The 16,007-nt window shown below is 42.0% G+C and carries 17 protein-coding genes and 1 pseudogene; all 18 read right to left on the minus strand.

Features of this window, described 5'->3' with window-relative positions:
• Window positions 1-53: 53 nt before the first annotated feature.
• Complete coding sequence (locus tag JJN14_RS05800) at window positions 54-1,238, minus strand: hypothetical protein (protein WP_201058108.1); 1,185 nt, start codon at window positions 1,236-1,238, stop codon at window positions 54-56.
• A gap of 3 nt (window positions 1,239-1,241) precedes the next feature.
• On the minus strand, window positions 1,242-1,829 hold the full coding sequence (locus JJN14_RS05805) for an ABC transporter ATP-binding protein (RefSeq protein ID WP_201058109.1): 588 nt from the start codon (window positions 1,827-1,829) through the stop codon (window positions 1,242-1,244).
• A 20-nt stretch (window positions 1,830-1,849) separates the two neighbouring features.
• Window positions 1,850-2,074, minus strand: a pseudogene (locus JJN14_RS10095) (hypothetical protein).
• 141 nt (window positions 2,075-2,215) lie between these two features.
• Window positions 2,216-4,456 carry a DNA internalization-related competence protein ComEC/Rec2 gene (locus tag JJN14_RS05810; RefSeq protein ID WP_201058110.1) on the minus strand — a complete coding sequence of 747 codons (2,241 nt, stop codon included), beginning with the start codon at window positions 4,454-4,456 and terminating at the stop codon, window positions 2,216-2,218.
• A complete protein-coding gene (locus JJN14_RS05815) occupies window positions 4,440-5,090 on the minus strand; it encodes a helix-hairpin-helix domain-containing protein (protein ID WP_201058111.1) in 651 nt (216 codons plus the stop codon). Before JJN14_RS05815 ends, JJN14_RS05810 begins: the two co-directional genes overlap by 17 nt.
• 66 nt (window positions 5,091-5,156) lie before the next feature.
• Window positions 5,157-5,726: a GNAT family N-acetyltransferase gene (locus JJN14_RS05820; RefSeq protein ID WP_201058112.1), complete on the minus strand. Its 570-nt coding sequence runs from the start codon at window positions 5,724-5,726 to the stop codon at window positions 5,157-5,159.
• A gap of 85 nt (window positions 5,727-5,811) precedes the next feature.
• Window positions 5,812-6,816 carry a PhoH family protein gene (locus JJN14_RS05825; RefSeq protein ID WP_201058113.1) on the minus strand — a complete coding sequence of 335 codons (1,005 nt, stop codon included), beginning with the start codon at window positions 6,814-6,816 and terminating at the stop codon, window positions 5,812-5,814.
• An 85-nt stretch (window positions 6,817-6,901) separates the two neighbouring features.
• Window positions 6,902-7,117, minus strand: a complete 216-nt coding sequence (locus tag JJN14_RS05830) for a YozE family protein (protein ID WP_201058114.1) — start codon at window positions 7,115-7,117, stop codon at window positions 6,902-6,904.
• An 8-nt stretch (window positions 7,118-7,125) separates the two neighbouring features.
• Window positions 7,126-7,980 carry an RNA-binding virulence regulatory protein CvfB gene (gene cvfB, locus JJN14_RS05835; protein ID WP_001095445.1) on the minus strand — a complete coding sequence of 285 codons (855 nt, stop codon included), beginning with the start codon at window positions 7,978-7,980 and terminating at the stop codon, window positions 7,126-7,128.
• Between the two features lie 59 nt (window positions 7,981-8,039).
• Window positions 8,040-8,597, minus strand: coding sequence for a ribosome recycling factor (gene frr, locus JJN14_RS05840; protein WP_001262225.1), 558 nt, complete (start codon window positions 8,595-8,597; stop codon window positions 8,040-8,042).
• Between the two features lie 8 nt (window positions 8,598-8,605).
• Complete coding sequence (gene pyrH / locus JJN14_RS05845) at window positions 8,606-9,343, minus strand: UMP kinase (protein ID WP_000002996.1); 738 nt, start codon at window positions 9,341-9,343, stop codon at window positions 8,606-8,608.
• Window positions 9,344-9,426: 83 nt separating this feature from the next.
• Window positions 9,427-10,761 carry a methylenetetrahydrofolate--tRNA-(uracil(54)-C(5))-methyltransferase (FADH(2)-oxidizing) TrmFO gene (gene trmFO / locus JJN14_RS05850; RefSeq protein ID WP_201058115.1) on the minus strand — a complete coding sequence of 445 codons (1,335 nt, stop codon included), beginning with the start codon at window positions 10,759-10,761 and terminating at the stop codon, window positions 9,427-9,429.
• Between the two features lie 187 nt (window positions 10,762-10,948).
• Window positions 10,949-11,827, minus strand: coding sequence for a 16S rRNA (cytidine(1402)-2'-O)-methyltransferase (rsmI, locus tag JJN14_RS05855; RefSeq protein WP_201058116.1), 879 nt, complete (start codon window positions 11,825-11,827; stop codon window positions 10,949-10,951).
• 2 nt (window positions 11,828-11,829) lie between these two features.
• Window positions 11,830-12,147 carry a DNA replication initiation control protein YabA gene (gene yabA / locus JJN14_RS05860; protein ID WP_000358228.1) on the minus strand — a complete coding sequence of 106 codons (318 nt, stop codon included), beginning with the start codon at window positions 12,145-12,147 and terminating at the stop codon, window positions 11,830-11,832.
• A 39-nt stretch (window positions 12,148-12,186) separates the two neighbouring features.
• On the minus strand, window positions 12,187-13,077 hold the full coding sequence (locus JJN14_RS05865; protein ID WP_201058117.1) for a DNA polymerase III subunit delta': 891 nt from the start codon (window positions 13,075-13,077) through the stop codon (window positions 12,187-12,189).
• The gene (gene tmk, locus JJN14_RS05870; protein ID WP_201058118.1) at window positions 13,074-13,712 is read right to left on the minus strand and encodes a dTMP kinase; all 639 of its coding nucleotides are present in this window, start codon (window positions 13,710-13,712) and stop codon (window positions 13,074-13,076) included. Before tmk ends, JJN14_RS05865 begins: the two co-directional genes overlap by 4 nt.
• A 228-nt stretch (window positions 13,713-13,940) precedes the next feature.
• On the minus strand, window positions 13,941-14,738 hold the full coding sequence (proC, locus tag JJN14_RS05875; RefSeq protein WP_201058119.1) for a pyrroline-5-carboxylate reductase: 798 nt from the start codon (window positions 14,736-14,738) through the stop codon (window positions 13,941-13,943).
• A gap of 3 nt (window positions 14,739-14,741) precedes the next feature.
• Window positions 14,742-16,004, minus strand: a complete 1,263-nt coding sequence (locus tag JJN14_RS05880; RefSeq protein ID WP_201058120.1) for a glutamate-5-semialdehyde dehydrogenase — start codon at window positions 16,002-16,004, stop codon at window positions 14,742-14,744.
• Window positions 16,005-16,007: the final 3 nt, after the last annotated feature.

The raw sequence follows: 16,007 nt of genomic DNA on the forward strand, positions 1-16,007 counted from the left end.
GTTGATTCTCTCTATGTTAGTTTTTCCTTATCTTCATCTTCCGTATAGGAAAGCTAAAGTCTATTAAAAACTTCCTTTTTCCGTGAACTTCCCCAGCTTTCGATAAATAGAATCCCCACTAGCAAAAGGATAATCAGGCAAGGAAGTAAGACTAGCCCCATACCCCAATTTAGATTGACATTATCAATTTGCTTAGGTAATCTTCCAGACAAAATCTCCACTGAACGTAAGTAAGTAAAAGGAATCAGATGTGCAATCCTTTGAAGAGGCTGAATTGTTTGGATGCCAAACAATAAGCCAACAATCCCAATGAGTGAAAGAAAGAGTACAGGCATTTTTTGCTTGAAAAAGTAAGTAATCAAATACACAACTTCCACAATAACGATAAAGGATAAGAAAACTAATAGCAAACTAGGAAATAACACATCTTGTATCTTTCCAATGGTTACCTCTTGATTCACTAAGCTATAAATCGGGTAGGGATAATCTAACTGTCCAAAACCACTTATCAGACTTCCCACTAGAAAAGAAAATCCGCTGATTCCGATAAACAGCACAGTTACATAGCCCACTCCAACTCCAAGAGAGGACATGGCAAATGTCACTTTTGAAAAAGGATATAACTGAGCTGTGTCCAGATGATTTTGATATCTTTCTGCAAATAGTTGCGTTAGCATAAAAATAATAGCAACCACAAACAAGGTTGGGATGATAGCCTCTAAAATCCAGACAATCTGATCAATCCCGTAGGTCGGAAACTCCAAAGTATGTGCTTTTATGTTCAAGGGATACAGGGCTTGGTAAATCTTTCGTTGGCGGTCAATCGCCATTTTTAAGTCAGAGCTAGAAGTCGGTTGATTTGACATAACTTCATAATTCTTCTCTTCATCTTGCCACTGCAAATAGTAGGCTTCTTTCCAGCGTCCTTCTCTTAACAAAGCCAGAATTTCTTTCTTTTGAGTCAAAAGATTTTTTTGCGATTCTAAATTAATTTTAGCAATCTGGTATTCCTCCGAGTTGGTATCAGATATTTGGGAGAGTTTCTCTTCATATTCATTGATGACTCTCTCATCTTTTACAAGACGAGTTTCCAACTCTCCCTCCAAGCTGTGTGAGTTTGCAGTCTGACTATTAAGATAAAAGGTAACACCGAGTCCAGATACAAATAAAGCTAAGATAATCCAGTTTAAGCGACTTTTGAAAACTTTTTTTAATAAAAATAGACTAACATCTTTCATAAACTAAACCTCTTCTATCTTTCCCCGATGAATGGTTACTACTCTATCGCAGACATCAACCATCTCTTCCTTATAGTGGGAACTTAAAAGAACCAGCTGTTCTTGTCTATCGATTTGTGCTAGCCTATCAAAAAACTTCTGTCGATAATACTCATCTAAGCCATTTGTAATCTCATCCATAAGCCAGCATTTCGCCTGACTGAGGAAATACATGGCAATCACCAAGCGTTGCTTCATGCCTAAGGAATACTTGCGAATGGGAAGGCTGATATAGTCAGACATTTCCCAGTAATCAATTTCATCCCCCAAGTTCAGCCCTGACTGCCAGATGTTCTTGATCAGGCGAAGATAGTCCATCCCACTTAAGTTTCCATCCAGCCATTCAATACTCTCATAATAAAACAAAGAAGGAGAGAGTGCGATATTTCCACTACTTATAGGAATTAAATTGCTAATGGCACGGAACAGTGTCGTCTTTCCAGAGCCATTTATAGCAAGAATACCATAAATCCTACCCCTTTCAAATGTAAAATCAACATCTTGTAAGATGACTTGTCGCGTTTTTAAGGTCACATGAGTAAGTTGCAACATATCTAGCCCTCCTTTTTGGATTAATAGCCTCCGCTGTAGTAGTTTAGTACCTCATACCAATCGTAATTCCAACCAGAACCAACTTTATATTCAGAATAGCTATAATAACGAGATCATGATGGAACGTTAATATAGCTATGTCTGTGGTAATTCATACTAGACATATAGAAGGTATTCCAATCATACCGATAAATTTTAAGAACGCTCACAGCAGATATACTGGACTGAAAAAGACCAATAATCATAAACTAACTAATTAAACGATTTTTGCTAATTTTCAATGGTTTTATATCATTAATATCGAAGACGCTTTCATTATATCGTTTTTATCATTATTATTCAACAGATTTTTAGTTTATTTTACTAATATATTATATTTGTCCTTCCTATCGAACGCTTTCGATTTTCCATCTATTCCACCCTTTAAAGCGTATAGCTCCCTGCTGGTCAGTTCGATAAACTTTGCTATTGATACCTTCCAGTCGTGTCAAGGTTTCCTGATGGGGGAGTTTCGTTCGATTGTTCTTTCCAACTGAAATGAGAGTAAACTCTGGTTTGAGCTGTTCTAAAAAGGCTGAACTTGATAATTTTTTAGAGCCATGTTGGCTAGCTTTCAAAACATCCACCTCTAGGTCAGGATATTGCCTCAGCAAGTCCTTCTCTCCTTTTTCCTCCAAATTTCCTGTGAAAAGAAAGTTTTTATCCAAGAGTTTTCCATACAAAACCAGGGAATCTTCATGATTTCCATTTCCAATTTTCCTTGGAGACAGGACTTCTAACCGACTTCCAAAAATTGGCAAGTTCTCTCCTGCTGTCACACTACGCACCTTGGTTTGAGTTGCCTGTAGTTCTGCCACAAATTCCTTCTGTTTCAGACTACCTTTTGATACTAAAATCTCCCCTACATGGAAAGCCTTGGTCACCTCCAACAAATCTCCAACATGCTCCTTGTCTGTATTTGTTAAAATCAGCTGGTCAATCTTGGCTACTCCTCGACCTTTTAGATAGGGAATCAAGCTTCGCTGGGCGTTGCTTGTCGTCGTCTTTTCTTGCCATTTTTCGATTTTCTTGCTAGATTCTGCCTTGCCGCCGACATCTATAAGAATGATCTTACCAGTTACATCCCGTAGGAAAATACTTTCGCCTTGCCCCACATCCAGCATGGTAATTTCATTTTCCAGTGGATGCTTGGTCAAGAAAAAGAGACCCGTAATCAATAAGCTCAATACTGCTAGCCTTTTAATGTTTTTCCTCAAATCATATACTAAAGCCAAGGAAATTAACAATAAAACTAAAAGCCATGCATTGGGTTGTCCAAAGACAAGCGGTCTACTTGCCACCTGTGATACAAAGCGAATCATCCCCTCCAACCATTCAAAAATAAAATTAAGCTGAATGACTGGATAGAGAAATGAAAGGACAAATAAGATAGACAAGAGCGGTAAGAAGGCCAAGTCAAATAGAAAGGAAAAGACAAAGGTCAAAAGGATGGACCAAGGTTGAAATTCCGCAAAATAGAAGGACAGAATGGGCAATATTCCCAAGGAAATGACTAGACTTTCTCTGGTCACAGCCTTTAGGCCCTCTCCTTCTTTGCTGGTCATAGTCAAGATAAAATCATAAGCGCAGGACAAAACTCCTCCTGCAGTCAGGAAAAAGTTAGGCATGACGATAAAGAGAACAAGCACAGTCAGGGCAAAATTATCTAATCCCTTATAGCCATGTTGAGCCAATAGTTTTTGCCAAAGACTGCGAATGACCGATGCTGAAAACCCTGTCAGGCCCGCATAGATAAGGGAAAAGGGATAAGTCAGCCATTTCAACTTTTCTTGAGTCAAGCCCAATCGCAAGAGAAGTTTCTTAAATCCATCCATGAAAAAGCCTACCTGCATGCCCGACAAGGCAAAAAGATGGATAATTCCTAGACTAGAATAAAGCTCATTCATCTCCTCAAAGTCGGTGTCCAGATGTCCTAATAGAAGCCCCGTCATGTAATTGCGCATAGGATCTGGAAAGTGCGTCTTGATCCAAACTACAGCCTTTCGACGTAAGCTGGACAGGTTTTCACCTATATCCCAACTGCCAACCTTTTGAAGTGACTGAATTTTTTTGATATTGATAGTCTGGTAAATTCCCTGAGTCTTCAGATAGGCTTGGTAGTCAAAACCACCAAAATTTCTCTGCCCTTCTGGCTCCGAAAGTTTTCCTTCAAGTTCTATCTCATGAAGGTCTATTAAAGTTTGAAAGGCTTCTTTCTCCTCCTCGGACTGGAGTTTATAATAGACTTGAAAAATGCGTCCATCATGCTTACCACGAAAGGACAGACTATCACCATTGACCTTAATAGTGTCAGGCAAAATCCGCACCCTTTCAACAGAATCCGCCAAATTTTGACTCGCTTGACTCTGTTGCCAATTTTGAAAAACAAACCAGAATCCAAAAATTCCACAAAGCACTAGAACTTTGCTAGCAGATTTCCAAGAAAATTGGATAAAGAGACAGACTAGCAGAAAAACGAAGCCTAGCAGTGCGATATAGGATGCTGAAAAAATGGCGTAGTAAAGCCAGAGCAATAGAAAACTCAGATAGATTAGGGGAACAGGGAAAGTCTTAATCCGCTGTAACATAGTCTTTTAGCTTTTCTATCGTTTTAGCACCAATGCCAGAAACCTTCTTGAGTTCATCAACCGACTTGAATTTCCCATTTGATTCACGATGGTCGATAATATCCTGAGCTCGTTTGCCACCCAGACCCTTGACCTGCTTGAGCTCTTCCAGACTGGCCTTGTTGAGATTGACCTTCTTTTCCTTGTTCTTTGAAGAAGCTGTCCCAGAACCAGTCTGTTGACTAGCTGCTTCTTCTCCCTTAGTTGGAACGTAGACCAGAGCCTCATCACTAACTTTCTGAGCTAGATTGAGCGATTTGCTGTCTGCTTGCTCTGTCAAGCCACCCGCCTTTTGAACAGCATCATTGACCCGACTACCTACTGGCAAGTCATAAATCCCTGGTGATTTAACAGCGCCTTTCACATCTACTGTAATCACATCTTGTTCAACCGATTCGTCCTTCTCTTCCCTCTTCACATCCTTTTCGGTCGATGAAACCTTGGAAACAGCTGCAACTTCTCCCTGTAAATTCGTCTCTTTAACAGGTATTTGTGGAGCTGGTTTTAGCAGGAAAAATCCTCCTACAAGCAAGCCCAGACCAGTACAGATGACGATGATTTTATACTCTTTGATTTTCTCGATAATTGCTTCCATATTTTCTCCTCTCTTAGATTATTCGTAAGAGGAAGAAAAAACAGTCGAAAATTTCTTTTCAACTGCTTATTTATTTGCAAAATAGTCTTCCTTAGTCAAGACATAATAAACTCTTGTGATAATTCGACCTGGTTCTTTATTATCCATTCTGGCATAGGGTTCTTCGTGGGAAAAACGCATGCCTGATTTCTCCATGACCTTGCCAGATGCGGGATTATCCTTATCGTGAAGGGCGATCAACTTGTTCATTCCAATATTCTCAAAAGCCAGCTTAATCACGGCACGATTGGCTTCTGTCGTCAAACCTTGATTCCAATACTTTTTATTGATAATGTAACCAATAGCTGCCTTTTTGAGAATGGGATCAATCTTGTGCAAATCAATAGTTCCGATAAACTGACTATTGCTTTTTAGTTCGATTCCCCACCGTCCCAAGGGATTGGCCAAGTAGAACTGAGCAATGTTATTCTTGGTCTCTTCTAGGCTCTGATTTGTTGGAAAAGTGTAGCGTGTATTATCCTTGTCCGAGGCATAGTCAAACATTTCTTCCGCATCATCCAAGGTTACAGGTCTAAGCAATAAACGCTCAGTCTCGACTATGGGATACTGAGCTAGTTTTAAAAAGATTGATTCCATACTTCTCCTCCGCTTGAAAAGTTTCTAACTAATACAAGGATATTGACTGAAACATTGTATTGAGATAACTTTAAATACAAAAGAACTATCCTTCAGACAGAGGTTGAGACTCTAATTCTTCACTCTCTTCATTCTTGACAGGTGCTGGTTCATAAGCTCGGATAATCTGAGCAACAACTGGATGGCGAACCACATCTTTAGCTGAAAAATGAACAAAGTCAATTTGGTGAATGTTCTTGAGTTTTTCTTGAGCATCAATCAAACCGGACTTGACATTACGCGGCAGGTCAATCTGACTGATATCTCCATTGACAATCATCTTAGAATTAAAGCCTAAACGAGTCAAGAACATCTTCATCTGCATGATGGTCGTATTTTGGGCTTCATCTAGAATGACAAAGGCATCATCCAAGGTTCGCCCACGCATATATGCGAGGGGTGCAATCTCGATAATTTCACGCTCCATGAGACGCGTTGTTTGGTCTTTCCCAAGAATCTGATACAAGGCATCATAAACAGGTCGAAGGTAAGGATCCACCTTCTCCTTAAGATCACCCGGAAGAAAACCTAGACTCTCTCCTGCTTCCACTGCTGGACGAGTCAGGATAATTCGCTTGACCTGCCCACGTTTAAGGGCAGTCACTGCCAAGGTCACTGCAAGAAAGGTCTTCCCTGTCCCTGCTGGTCCGATTCCAAAGGTCACATCGTGCTGTTTAACACTATCCACATAAAGCTTTTGACCCAATGTTTTGACGCGAATCGGTTTACCTGTATTGTCCTTGATAATTTCTTCTTCGTAAAGGGCAACAAACTTGTCGATTTCATCGTTTTTGACCATGCTAATCGCAGTCACCACATCTGGTGTGCCGACTGTCATCCCACGATTCACCAAAACCATGAGAGCTTGAATAACCTGACGAGCTTCCTCACAGGCATTCTCTTCTCCCAAAACCTGGACAATCTCCGTACGAGCATGAATCACAACATCAAGCTCTTCTTCCATCAAACGAAGATGGCGTTCATTGGAACCAAAAAGATGAAACAGGTCATCTGGATGACTCAGTTGAATGTCAATTGAATGTTCCTTCAAATAAAGAACCTCTCTAATCCTTTTATTTCTTTTTATTATAGCAAAGGGATGGAGAAATTACTAGCCCAAAGCCAATGAATAAAGTCTAGTGTTCTAAGTATTCTTGCCAGATAGCGTCAAAGTCTCCTAGGTTAAAAGAAAAACTGGCATGCTCCTCCAAAAATCGACTGACCTCATCAAAATCATCCGTATGTTTTGGAAAGGCTGATTCTTCAAAAGCGAGGTCTGCCAAGATAGCCTTGGGATTGTTACTTTTAGGATTGCGCTCGGTCATGAGCCAAGTGTAAAATGATTTTCTCATATGTCTCCCTAAATCAACTCTGTCCCAAACTGGTCTTGCTTGATTTTACCAGCCTTCATAAGACCACCTAAAGCTTTCTTGAACTGACCTTTAGAAATGCCAAAGGTTGCCTTGATGTCGTCTGGAGATGACTTATCATTTAAGGTCATGAAACCGCCATTGCTTTCCAAGTAGGTCAAAATCATCTGGGCATCATTTTCCAACATTTCAAATGAACGCGGTTTTAGGGAGAGGTTCAGAGTTCTATCAACCTCACGGAAACCAATGACACGCGCATCTAACACTTGACCCAACCGTGGCTCTGCGTAGCGCTCGCTAGGATGGATAAAGCCAAGCATGTTATTTTCTGGTAGGTAAACAAAGGTTCCTGACAGCTTGAGACGGTATACAATGGCTGGCCAGTTTTGGTTCTGCATATTGTTGTAGGCAGGACGAGCCAGACGTTGGAAGTCTTCTTGATAGGCCAAAAGTCCCCAGATACGGTCTTTCTTGTCCACTTCAAGACGGATGTAGAGTTGGTCGCCTTTCTTAGGCCAGAGTTCCTTGAGCTCAGGAAGAATATCGAGTGACACAACGATTTCCTTGTCAGGAAGTCCTGTATCCACAAAAACACCCAAGTCCTTACGAACTTCTGTAACACGTCCCCAACCAAATTGGTCCTGAGTAGCAGTCACTTCTAGAGTTGTCAAGCGGAGCTTTTGCTTCATATCTGTGTAGGCGAAACCTTTAACCGTATCCCCTACTGTATGCTGACCTTCTTCCTTGGCAAGCGCATAGGTTTGGCCATCCTTTTGCACAAAGTAAAAACGGTCATTTTCATCGATGATGAGTCCAACGATAAAACTTGCAAGATTTGTATTCATATTTCCTTCTTTCGAATAAAACTCAGCCAGCAATGCCAACTGAGTTTTTCTGTTTATTTTTAGACTTCCAAAAGTTCTTTTTCTTTGTTGGCAGTCATGTCATCGATGTGTTTGACAGCATCGTCTGTTACTTTCTGAATATCTTTTTCAAGAGTCTTCAATTCGTCTTCAGTGATTTCTTTTGCTTTTTCTTGTTTCTTAGCTTCGTCCATAGCATCACGACGGATATTGCGGACAGCCACCTTAGCATTTTCACCGACCTTCTTCACTTCTTTAGCAAGGTCACGACGAGTTTCTTCTGTAAGAGCAGGGATAACCAAACGAATCACAGAACCATCATTAGCTGGTGTAATACCAAGATCAGAAGCGTTCAAGGCACGTTCGATGTCTTTCAATGAAGACTTGTCAAATGGTGTTACCAACAAGACACGCGCTTCTGGAATCGTAATTGAAGCGATTTGGTTAAGGGGAGTTTCTACTCCATAGTACTCTACATGTACACGGTCAAGCAAGCTTGCATTGGCACGACCGGCACGGATACCACCAAATTCACGAGCAAGTGATTGGTGAGACTGGGTCATTCTCTCTTTAGCTTTTTCAATAATTGCGTTAGCCATAATCTTTCTTATTCCTTTTCTTCGATATTATTTGAAACTGTTGTTCCGATATTTTCACCAAATACGACACGTTTGATGTTGCCTGGTTGGTTCATGTTGAAGACAACCAAGTCAATGTCGTTGTCCATTGAGAGGGTTGAAGCTGTTGAATCCATGATACGAAGACCTTTATTGATAACGTCACGGTGAGTCAATTCTTCAAACTTAACGGCTGTCTTGTCCTTCTTAGGATCGGCATTATAAACACCGTCGACGCCATTTTTAGCCATGAGGATGGCATCTGCTTCGATTTCAGCTGCACGAAGAGCCGCTGTTGTATCTGTTGAGAAGTAAGGTGAACCAATTCCAGCACCAAAGATAACGATACGGCCTTTTTCAAGGTGACGAAGGGCACGTCCACGTACGTAAGGCTCTGCCACTTGTTGCATGGCAATGGCTGTTTGTACACGCGTATCAACCCCAACTTGTTGCAATGAATCTGCCATCACAAGAGCATTCATAACAGTCCCAAGCATTCCTGTGTAATCTGCCTGAACGCGGTCCATTCCTGCTTCTGCAGCAGGTTCACCACGCCAGAGATTTCCTCCACCAATAACAAGGGCAATTTCGATACCTAAGCTATGAACTTCTTGAATCTCTTTTGCGATTGTTTGAACTGTTTGGATATCAATCCCTACGCCACGTTCACCGGCAAGGGCTTCACCTGATAACTTGATTAAAATACGTTTATACTTGGGATTCGCCATTTTCACTCTCCTTTTTTTATCCTACCTATTTTATCACAATTTCTAAGATTTTTATAGTATCATGAGCAATTCTTTCAAAAAAATTAGACCGTTAAAAATTCCTCTAAATCGTTAAGGGCACGCTCTGCAATTTTTTCATAACGAGCCTTCTTATCACGGATACGTTCGCCTTCCAACTCCTTGATAATTCCAAAGTTGACATTCATCGGTTGGAAATGTTTGCTGTCCGCATGGGTGATGTAATGAGCCAGACTTCCAATCGCTGTTGTCTCTGGGAAAATAGCCTCACTTTCACCCTTGAAAAGACGAGCTGCATTAATACCCGCAACCAAGCCTGACGCTGCTGACTCAACATAGCCTTCCACACCCGTCATCTGACCAGCAAAGAAGAGATTTGGTTGCTTCTTAGAACGATAGGTCTGTTCAAGAAGATTTGGTGAATCCATGTAAGAATTGCGGTGCATGACACCATAACGAACAAACTCCACATTTTCAAGACCTGGAATCATTTGGAAGACACGCTTTTGTTCTCCCCATTTGAGGTGGGTCTGGAAACCGACGATATTATAGAGGCTACCAGCTGCATTGTCCTGACGAAGCTGAACCACCGCATAAGGTGTTTTAAATTCTCCATCACGAGGTCCTGTGTAGTCGTCCGGATACTCCAGACCGACTGGTTTCATAGGACCATAAAGCATTGTTTTAATACCACGTTTAGCCATGACTTCGATAGGCATACAGCCTTCAAAATACTTTTCTTTTTCGAAAGAATTAAGCGGAGCTTCTTCCGCATTGACCAAGGCTTCATGGAAATCCATAAACTCTTGCTTGGTCATTGGAGCATTGAGATAAGCAGCTTCTCCCTTGTCATACCGAGACTTGAGATAGACCTTGCTCATATCGATGGTGTTGACATCAATAATCGGCGCTGCCGCATCGTAGAAATAGAAACCATCGCCGTCATTGAGAGCATGAATCTTTTCAGCCAAGGCATCGCTAGTCAAAGGACCAGTAGCGATAACTGTGATTACATCAGTCGGTAATTCTGTAATTTCATCACGAACCACTTCAATCAAGGGATGGTTGGCAACTTTTTCGGTCACCATTTGGGAGAAACCATCACGGTCCACCGCAAGGGCACCACCAGCAGGAACACGTGTAGCCTCAGCAGATTTCAAAATAACTGAACCCAAGCGACGCATTTCTTCCTTGAGAAGCCCGACAGCATTTGTCAAAGCATCCCCACGCAAAGAATTGGAACAAACCAACTCGGCAAAATTATCTGTTTTGTGCTGGGGTGTTGACTTGACACCACGCATTTCATAAAGTTTAACTGGAATACCACGTTCTGCAATTTGGTAGGCAGCTTCAGAACCTGCCAAACCAGCACCGATAACATTGATATAAGATTGAGACACGACACTAATACCTCTTTGGGAGTGTGAAGACAAGTTTCACATTGAAAAAGCCAATCTGACCTACTTCGCTTTCGAGTTTCTTGGCTTAAGCTGAAAAAGTCCACAGGACTTTTTCACTCCCACAAATCTTTCTAATTTTTTCTTCTACTAGTATAACAAAAAAAGGGAAGAAGGCAAACTTCCCTGTTTAGTCATTTTCTTGATTTTCTTCCCAGTCATGGTAGGCTGCGTAAAGCTGGCTCTTATTCCACTGGTAAAACTTAGCTACTTCCTTAATAGCTTGGTTTTTCTTCATGCCTTGCTGGATGCGGACTTGGATTTCTAAGAACAAGTCCTCCTCATCTTTTTCTTCCACATCCTGACTGGCACCTTCAACGATGAGAAGGCATTCGCCCTTGAGTGGCGTTTCAGCTATGTTTTCTAATAACTCTGAAATGGTACCTCTTTGGTATTCTTCATAGATTTTGGTCAATTCTCTAACCAAGACCACCGAGCGGTCACCGTAGACTTCTAGCATATTTTCCAACGTATCAGCTACACGATGAGGGGATTCATAGAAAATCTGAGTTTCAGGATAGTCTTTTTTCGAGTCAAAAAATTGCTTTTGCTGACCTGATTTTCTGGGTAAAAAGCCGTAAAAGATATGTGGCTGTGGCGCTAAACCACTGGCAATCAAGGCAGAAATTCCTGCAGAGGCACCTGGAACAGTCACTACTGCAATTTCTTCCTCAATGGCTGCCTTAACCAAATCATGACCAGGGTCTGAGATGCTAGGCAGACCCGCGTCGGATACCTGAGCAATACTTTGACCTGCTTTCAGGAAACCAATCAAATCAGGAATCTTTTCCTTGGCATTGTGCTCATGAAAACTGATTTGCTTGGTAGAAATGTCAAAATGCTTGAGCAATAGACCTGTATTGCGCGTGTCCTCAGCAGCAATCCAATCCACTTCTTTCAAGGTCTGAATAGCTCGAAAGGTCATATCATCTAGATTGCCAATCGGCGTTGCCACTAGGTACAGCTTGCCATAGGGAGACTGCCCCTTAAAACTTTTTTGAATCTGCATGCCTACTCCCTGTATAACAACTCGTCACAGAACATACATTCCTCGTCCTGCTCTCGACGTTGTCCATAAAAATCATTACATACGTGAAATCCATCACGGTAAATGCGACGGACACTTTCGCGAACATGTTTAGCCTTGACAGGAGCGTCTGCTTCCACCTCACCCAAGCGTTCGCGCAACTTACTATTTTCCAAACGAAGAGCTGTATTTTCCTCTACCAGGCTCTTGAGATTTTTCTTGATGGCTTCCACATCGGCCAAGGTCACTAGTAATTGTTGGGAAAAATCATCCAGCGCGTCAAATAATTCTTTTTTGTCCATAAAACAGCCCTTTCCTTTCTTTATCATTCATTTTTGAGTTTATATTTCTTTCAAGACCAGATATTCCATGGCATTTTGAAAGCTGACATTAGCTTGCCACATTTTTCTAGCTTCTAGCAAATCTTGTAGAATCACTCTTACTCTTGCTTGCAGGAGGTCCTGCCCACAGAGGACTTCAAAAATCCGTAAAACCTGATCCTGTTTTTCCTTGTCATCTGCCAAGTTGGCTAATTTAGCAACCTGCAGATAACTTTCTTTTTTCTTAGCTACTAACCAAGTCAGCAGGCGTTCACTTTCATCGACCAAAGTCCAAAAACTTGCCTGATTAGCCAACTTTTCTGCTTCAGCTCGCGATTGACTAAACTGAGCTAGGAGAGTCGCTTTTTTCTTAACCAGTCCCATTTGTTCTAAGAGCAAGATCAGCTTCTCTTCTTGTTTTTTAAAGTGGAAAATCTGGGTCCGACTTCGGATTGTCGGTAAAATCTTTTCTTCATCGCTTGTCAAGAAGAAAATATAAACCTCACTCTGGGGTTCTTCGATGACCTTGAGCAGAGAATTGGCTGCGTTGGGGTGCATCTTCTCAGCTTGCTCGATAATAAAAACCTGCTGCTGGCTTTCAATCCCTGCTTGGGAAAACTGGCCCACCAATTCTCTAATCCGTTCTGTCTTGATGACCTGATTGACTGGCTTAATCAAGGTGACATCGGGAAACTCTCCCTGTTCAATCAGCTTACAATTTCGGCATTTCTCACATGGTAAAACGCCTACCTTCTCTGCACAGAAGAGGCTCTTAGCCAAAAATTGCGCCATTTCCAAGCTTCCAAAGAATCCTGAAAATAAATAGGCATGATTGAGCTGGTCTTGTTCTAGGATACGGACAAAGCGGTCAAACTGGTCTGGTTGCCAAACCTTTAATTCTTCTTGTTTCATTTAGCCAAGCCCATTCTTTCAAACAAGACAGTCTTGGTAGCATCCACAACTTGCTCCAAAGGGAGACTAGCATCAATCTTGACTATGCGATTTCCTTCTTTGTCAAGAAGAGAAAGATAGCCTTGACGAACTTTTTTGTGCAAGTCCAACCCTTCCAAGTCCAAGCGATTGACCTCACGGTCACTATTAGCAGCAATGCGAGCCAGTCCCTCTTCCACCTCAATGTCAAAATAGAGGGTCAAATCAGGTTTGAGGCCATCTGTAGCAAAATGATTGAGCCAATTAATGGCATCAATGTCCAAACCACGACCAAATCCTTGATAGGCAACAGAACTATCGATAAAACGATCCATAATGACCAACTTGCCAGCTTCAAGGGCTGGAAGAACTTTTTCCACCAAATGCTGTCTACGACTGGCAATATAGAGAAGGAGTTCAGTCTTAGCATCCATCTGAGTATGACTTGGGTCCAAAATCACTTCCCGAATTTTCTCACCAATCAAGACTCCGCCAGGTTCACGGGTCGTCAACACTTCTACTCCTTTTTCCTCTAAAATTGGGAGTAGAGCCTCTAAAACACTGGTCTTTCCTGCTCCCTCTGGTCCCTCAAGAGAGACTAAAAATCCTTTTGACATGTCTAACTCATTTCTTTTTTACTACTTCTATTCTATCAAAAAAATAGGGGTTTGTGACAATCTTTTTGTCTTCTAATTTCATACTCAATGAAAATCAAAGAGCAAACTAGTAAGCTAGCCGCAGGTTGCTCAAAACACTGTTTTGAGGTTGCAGATGGAAGCTGACGCAGTTTGAAGAGATTTTCGAAGAGTATCAAACACCATAAAAGAGGCAGACAAATCTACCTCTTATTTACCTAGTTCTTGTGTTCGTTTGTATGCTTGATGAACTGCATCCATGACTGTTCCTCGAAAAGCATGCGCTTCTAAGCTTGCTACACCAGCAATAGTCGAACCTCCTGGGCTACAAACTTGGTCTTTCAAGATCCCAGGATGTTGCTGGCTTTCTAGGACCAATTGTCCAGCGCCGACAACTGTTTGAGCTGCCATTTTCAATGCCGTTTCTCTTGGCAATCCTGTCTGAACACCTGCATCTGCCAAGGCCTCAATAAAAAGATAGACAAAGGCCGGCCCACAACCTGCAAGACCTGTCGCTGCATCAATTAAGCTTTCCCCAAGTTCAATCAAGAGACCAGCCTTGGCTAAAAGCTGACAAAAAAGTTCACTGTCCTCAGCACGACAGTTTGCTGATATGGCATAACTAATCACTCCTTGCCCGATAGAAGCAGGGGTATTTGGCATCATACGAATAATTCGGTGCTGACTTGGAAGAAGACTAGCCAGTTTTTCCAAGGTCAATCCAGCTGCCATGGAAATCAAAAGAAGACTTTCTCTTTTTTCAAGGATGGTCTGGTATTGAGAAAGCAGTTCAGAAAACTGAGCAGGCTTAACTCCTAGAAAAATCACATCTGCTTCTGCAAAAATTTCTTCATTGCTGGAAGCCTGACCACCAAAGTCTGCAATGAAAGCGTCTACCTTGGCTTGAGTACGATTAGCAAGGAGAAGGTCATCGCCCGTCTTAGCCTGCAAGACAGCCTTGGCCAAACTAGCACCCATATTCCCCAAGCCGATAAATCCAATCTTCATCTCTTACTCCCTTATCTGTCCGTCACCAGTAACCACATACTTGTAGCTAGTCAACTCCTTCAAGCCCATTGGACCACGCGCGTGCAATTTCTGAGTAGAAATCCCCATTTCACAACCAAGACCAAATTGGCCACCATCTGTGAAACGAGTTGAGGCATTGACATAGACGGCTGCTGAGTCCACTTGATCTGTAAAGTAAGCTGCAGCTTCAGCATTTTCCGTCACAATGGCATCCGAATGATGGGTACTGTGGGTTTCAATATGGGCAACCGCTTCTTCTAAACTGCTCACAACCTTAACAGCTAATACATAGTCTAAAAATTCGGTGTCAAAGTCTTGAGCTTCAGCTACTTGACCTGAAACAAACTGGCTTGCTTTGCTATCCAAGCGGAATTGAATTGGTTCCAGTCCAGCTTCTTTACGCTCTGCAACTAGAACTTGCTCCAAGCGAGGAAGGAAGCTTGCTGCCTTGTCTTCATGAACAAGTAGAACCTCCATGGCATTGCAGACAGAAGGGCGACTGGTTTTAGCATTGTTGATGATAGACAGAGCCTTGTCTTCATCTGCATCCTTATCCACATAGACATGGACAATCCCAGTCCCGGTCTCGATAACTGGTACAATAGCATTCTCAACCACTGCATTGATCAAACCAGCTCCTCCACGAGGAATGAGAAGGTCTAGATAGTCCTTGGCCTTCATCATGGCATAGCTACTTTCACGGCTGGTGTCTTCCACCAGTTGAATTACATCTGGGTGAATAGTAGTCGTCTCCAAGCCCTTCTTCAAGGCTGTGACAATGGCATGGGCAGTTTGATAGGCATCCTTCCCACTACGAAGAACAACCGCATTTCCACTCTTGAGAGCCAAAGCAGCCGCGTCAGACGTCACATTTGGACGGCTTTCATAGATAATACCGATAACACCCATAGCCACCCGTTTCTTGGTGATAACCAAACCATTTTCAAGTTGATTGGTTTCTAAAACTTCACCGATTGGATCTGGTAAGGCAACCACTTCACGAATCCCAGTTGCCATCGCTTCTATACGACTTGCATCCAAATAAAGACGATCCAGCATCACATCTGAGATTTTACCCTTAGCCGCTTCCATATCGAGGGCATTGGCCGCTAAAATTTCCTCAGTAGCTACTAATAAGTGATCAGCCATGGCTAGCAAGGCTTGATTTTTCACATCTTCACTAGCTGTGTTGATCGATTTTTTAACAGCCTGTACCTGTTCAAATTGTTCTTGTGTACTTACCATAGT

It is taken from the genome of Streptococcus mitis (assembly GCF_016658865.1).
GTDB classification, from domain to species: Bacteria; Bacillota; Bacilli; order Lactobacillales; family Streptococcaceae; genus Streptococcus; species Streptococcus mitis_BT.

What these genes read in the sequence shown, in the direction of transcription:
- JJN14_RS05800 (WP_201058108.1), bottom strand. Translation starts at nt 1,238, where the DNA reads ATGAAAGATGTTAGTCTATTTTTATTAAAAAAAGTTTTCAAAAGTCGC.
- JJN14_RS05805 (WP_201058109.1), bottom strand. Translation starts at nt 1,829, where the DNA reads ATGTTGCAACTTACTCATGTGACCTTAAAAACGCGACAAGTCATCTTA.
- JJN14_RS05810 (WP_201058110.1), bottom strand. Translation starts at nt 4,456, where the DNA reads ATGTTACAGCGGATTAAGACTTTCCCTGTTCCCCTAATCTATCTGAGT.
- JJN14_RS05815 (WP_201058111.1), bottom strand. Translation starts at nt 5,090, where the DNA reads ATGGAAGCAATTATCGAGAAAATCAAAGAGTATAAAATCATCGTCATC.
- JJN14_RS05820 (WP_201058112.1), bottom strand. Translation starts at nt 5,726, where the DNA reads ATGGAATCAATCTTTTTAAAACTAGCTCAGTATCCCATAGTCGAGACT.
- JJN14_RS05830 (WP_201058114.1), bottom strand. Translation starts at nt 7,117, where the DNA reads ATGAGAAAATCATTTTACACTTGGCTCATGACCGAGCGCAATCCTAAA.
- cvfB (WP_001095445.1), bottom strand. Translation starts at nt 7,980, where the DNA reads ATGAATACAAATCTTGCAAGTTTTATCGTTGGACTCATCATCGATGAA.
- frr (WP_001262225.1), bottom strand. Translation starts at nt 8,597, where the DNA reads ATGGCTAACGCAATTATTGAAAAAGCTAAAGAGAGAATGACCCAGTCT.
- pyrH (WP_000002996.1), bottom strand. Translation starts at nt 9,343, where the DNA reads ATGGCGAATCCCAAGTATAAACGTATTTTAATCAAGTTATCAGGTGAA.
- rsmI (WP_201058116.1), bottom strand. Translation starts at nt 11,827, where the DNA reads ATGCAGATTCAAAAAAGTTTTAAGGGGCAGTCTCCCTATGGCAAGCTG.
- yabA (WP_000358228.1), bottom strand. Translation starts at nt 12,147, where the DNA reads ATGGACAAAAAAGAATTATTTGACGCGCTGGATGATTTTTCCCAACAA.
- JJN14_RS05865 (WP_201058117.1), bottom strand. Translation starts at nt 13,077, where the DNA reads ATGAAACAAGAAGAATTAAAGGTTTGGCAACCAGACCAGTTTGACCGC.
- tmk (WP_201058118.1), bottom strand. Translation starts at nt 13,712, where the DNA reads ATGTCAAAAGGATTTTTAGTCTCTCTTGAGGGACCAGAGGGAGCAGGA.
- proC (WP_201058119.1), bottom strand. Translation starts at nt 14,738, where the DNA reads ATGAAGATTGGATTTATCGGCTTGGGGAATATGGGTGCTAGTTTGGCC.
- JJN14_RS05880 (WP_201058120.1), bottom strand. Translation starts at nt 16,004, where the DNA reads ATGGTAAGTACACAAGAACAATTTGAACAGGTACAGGCTGTTAAAAAA.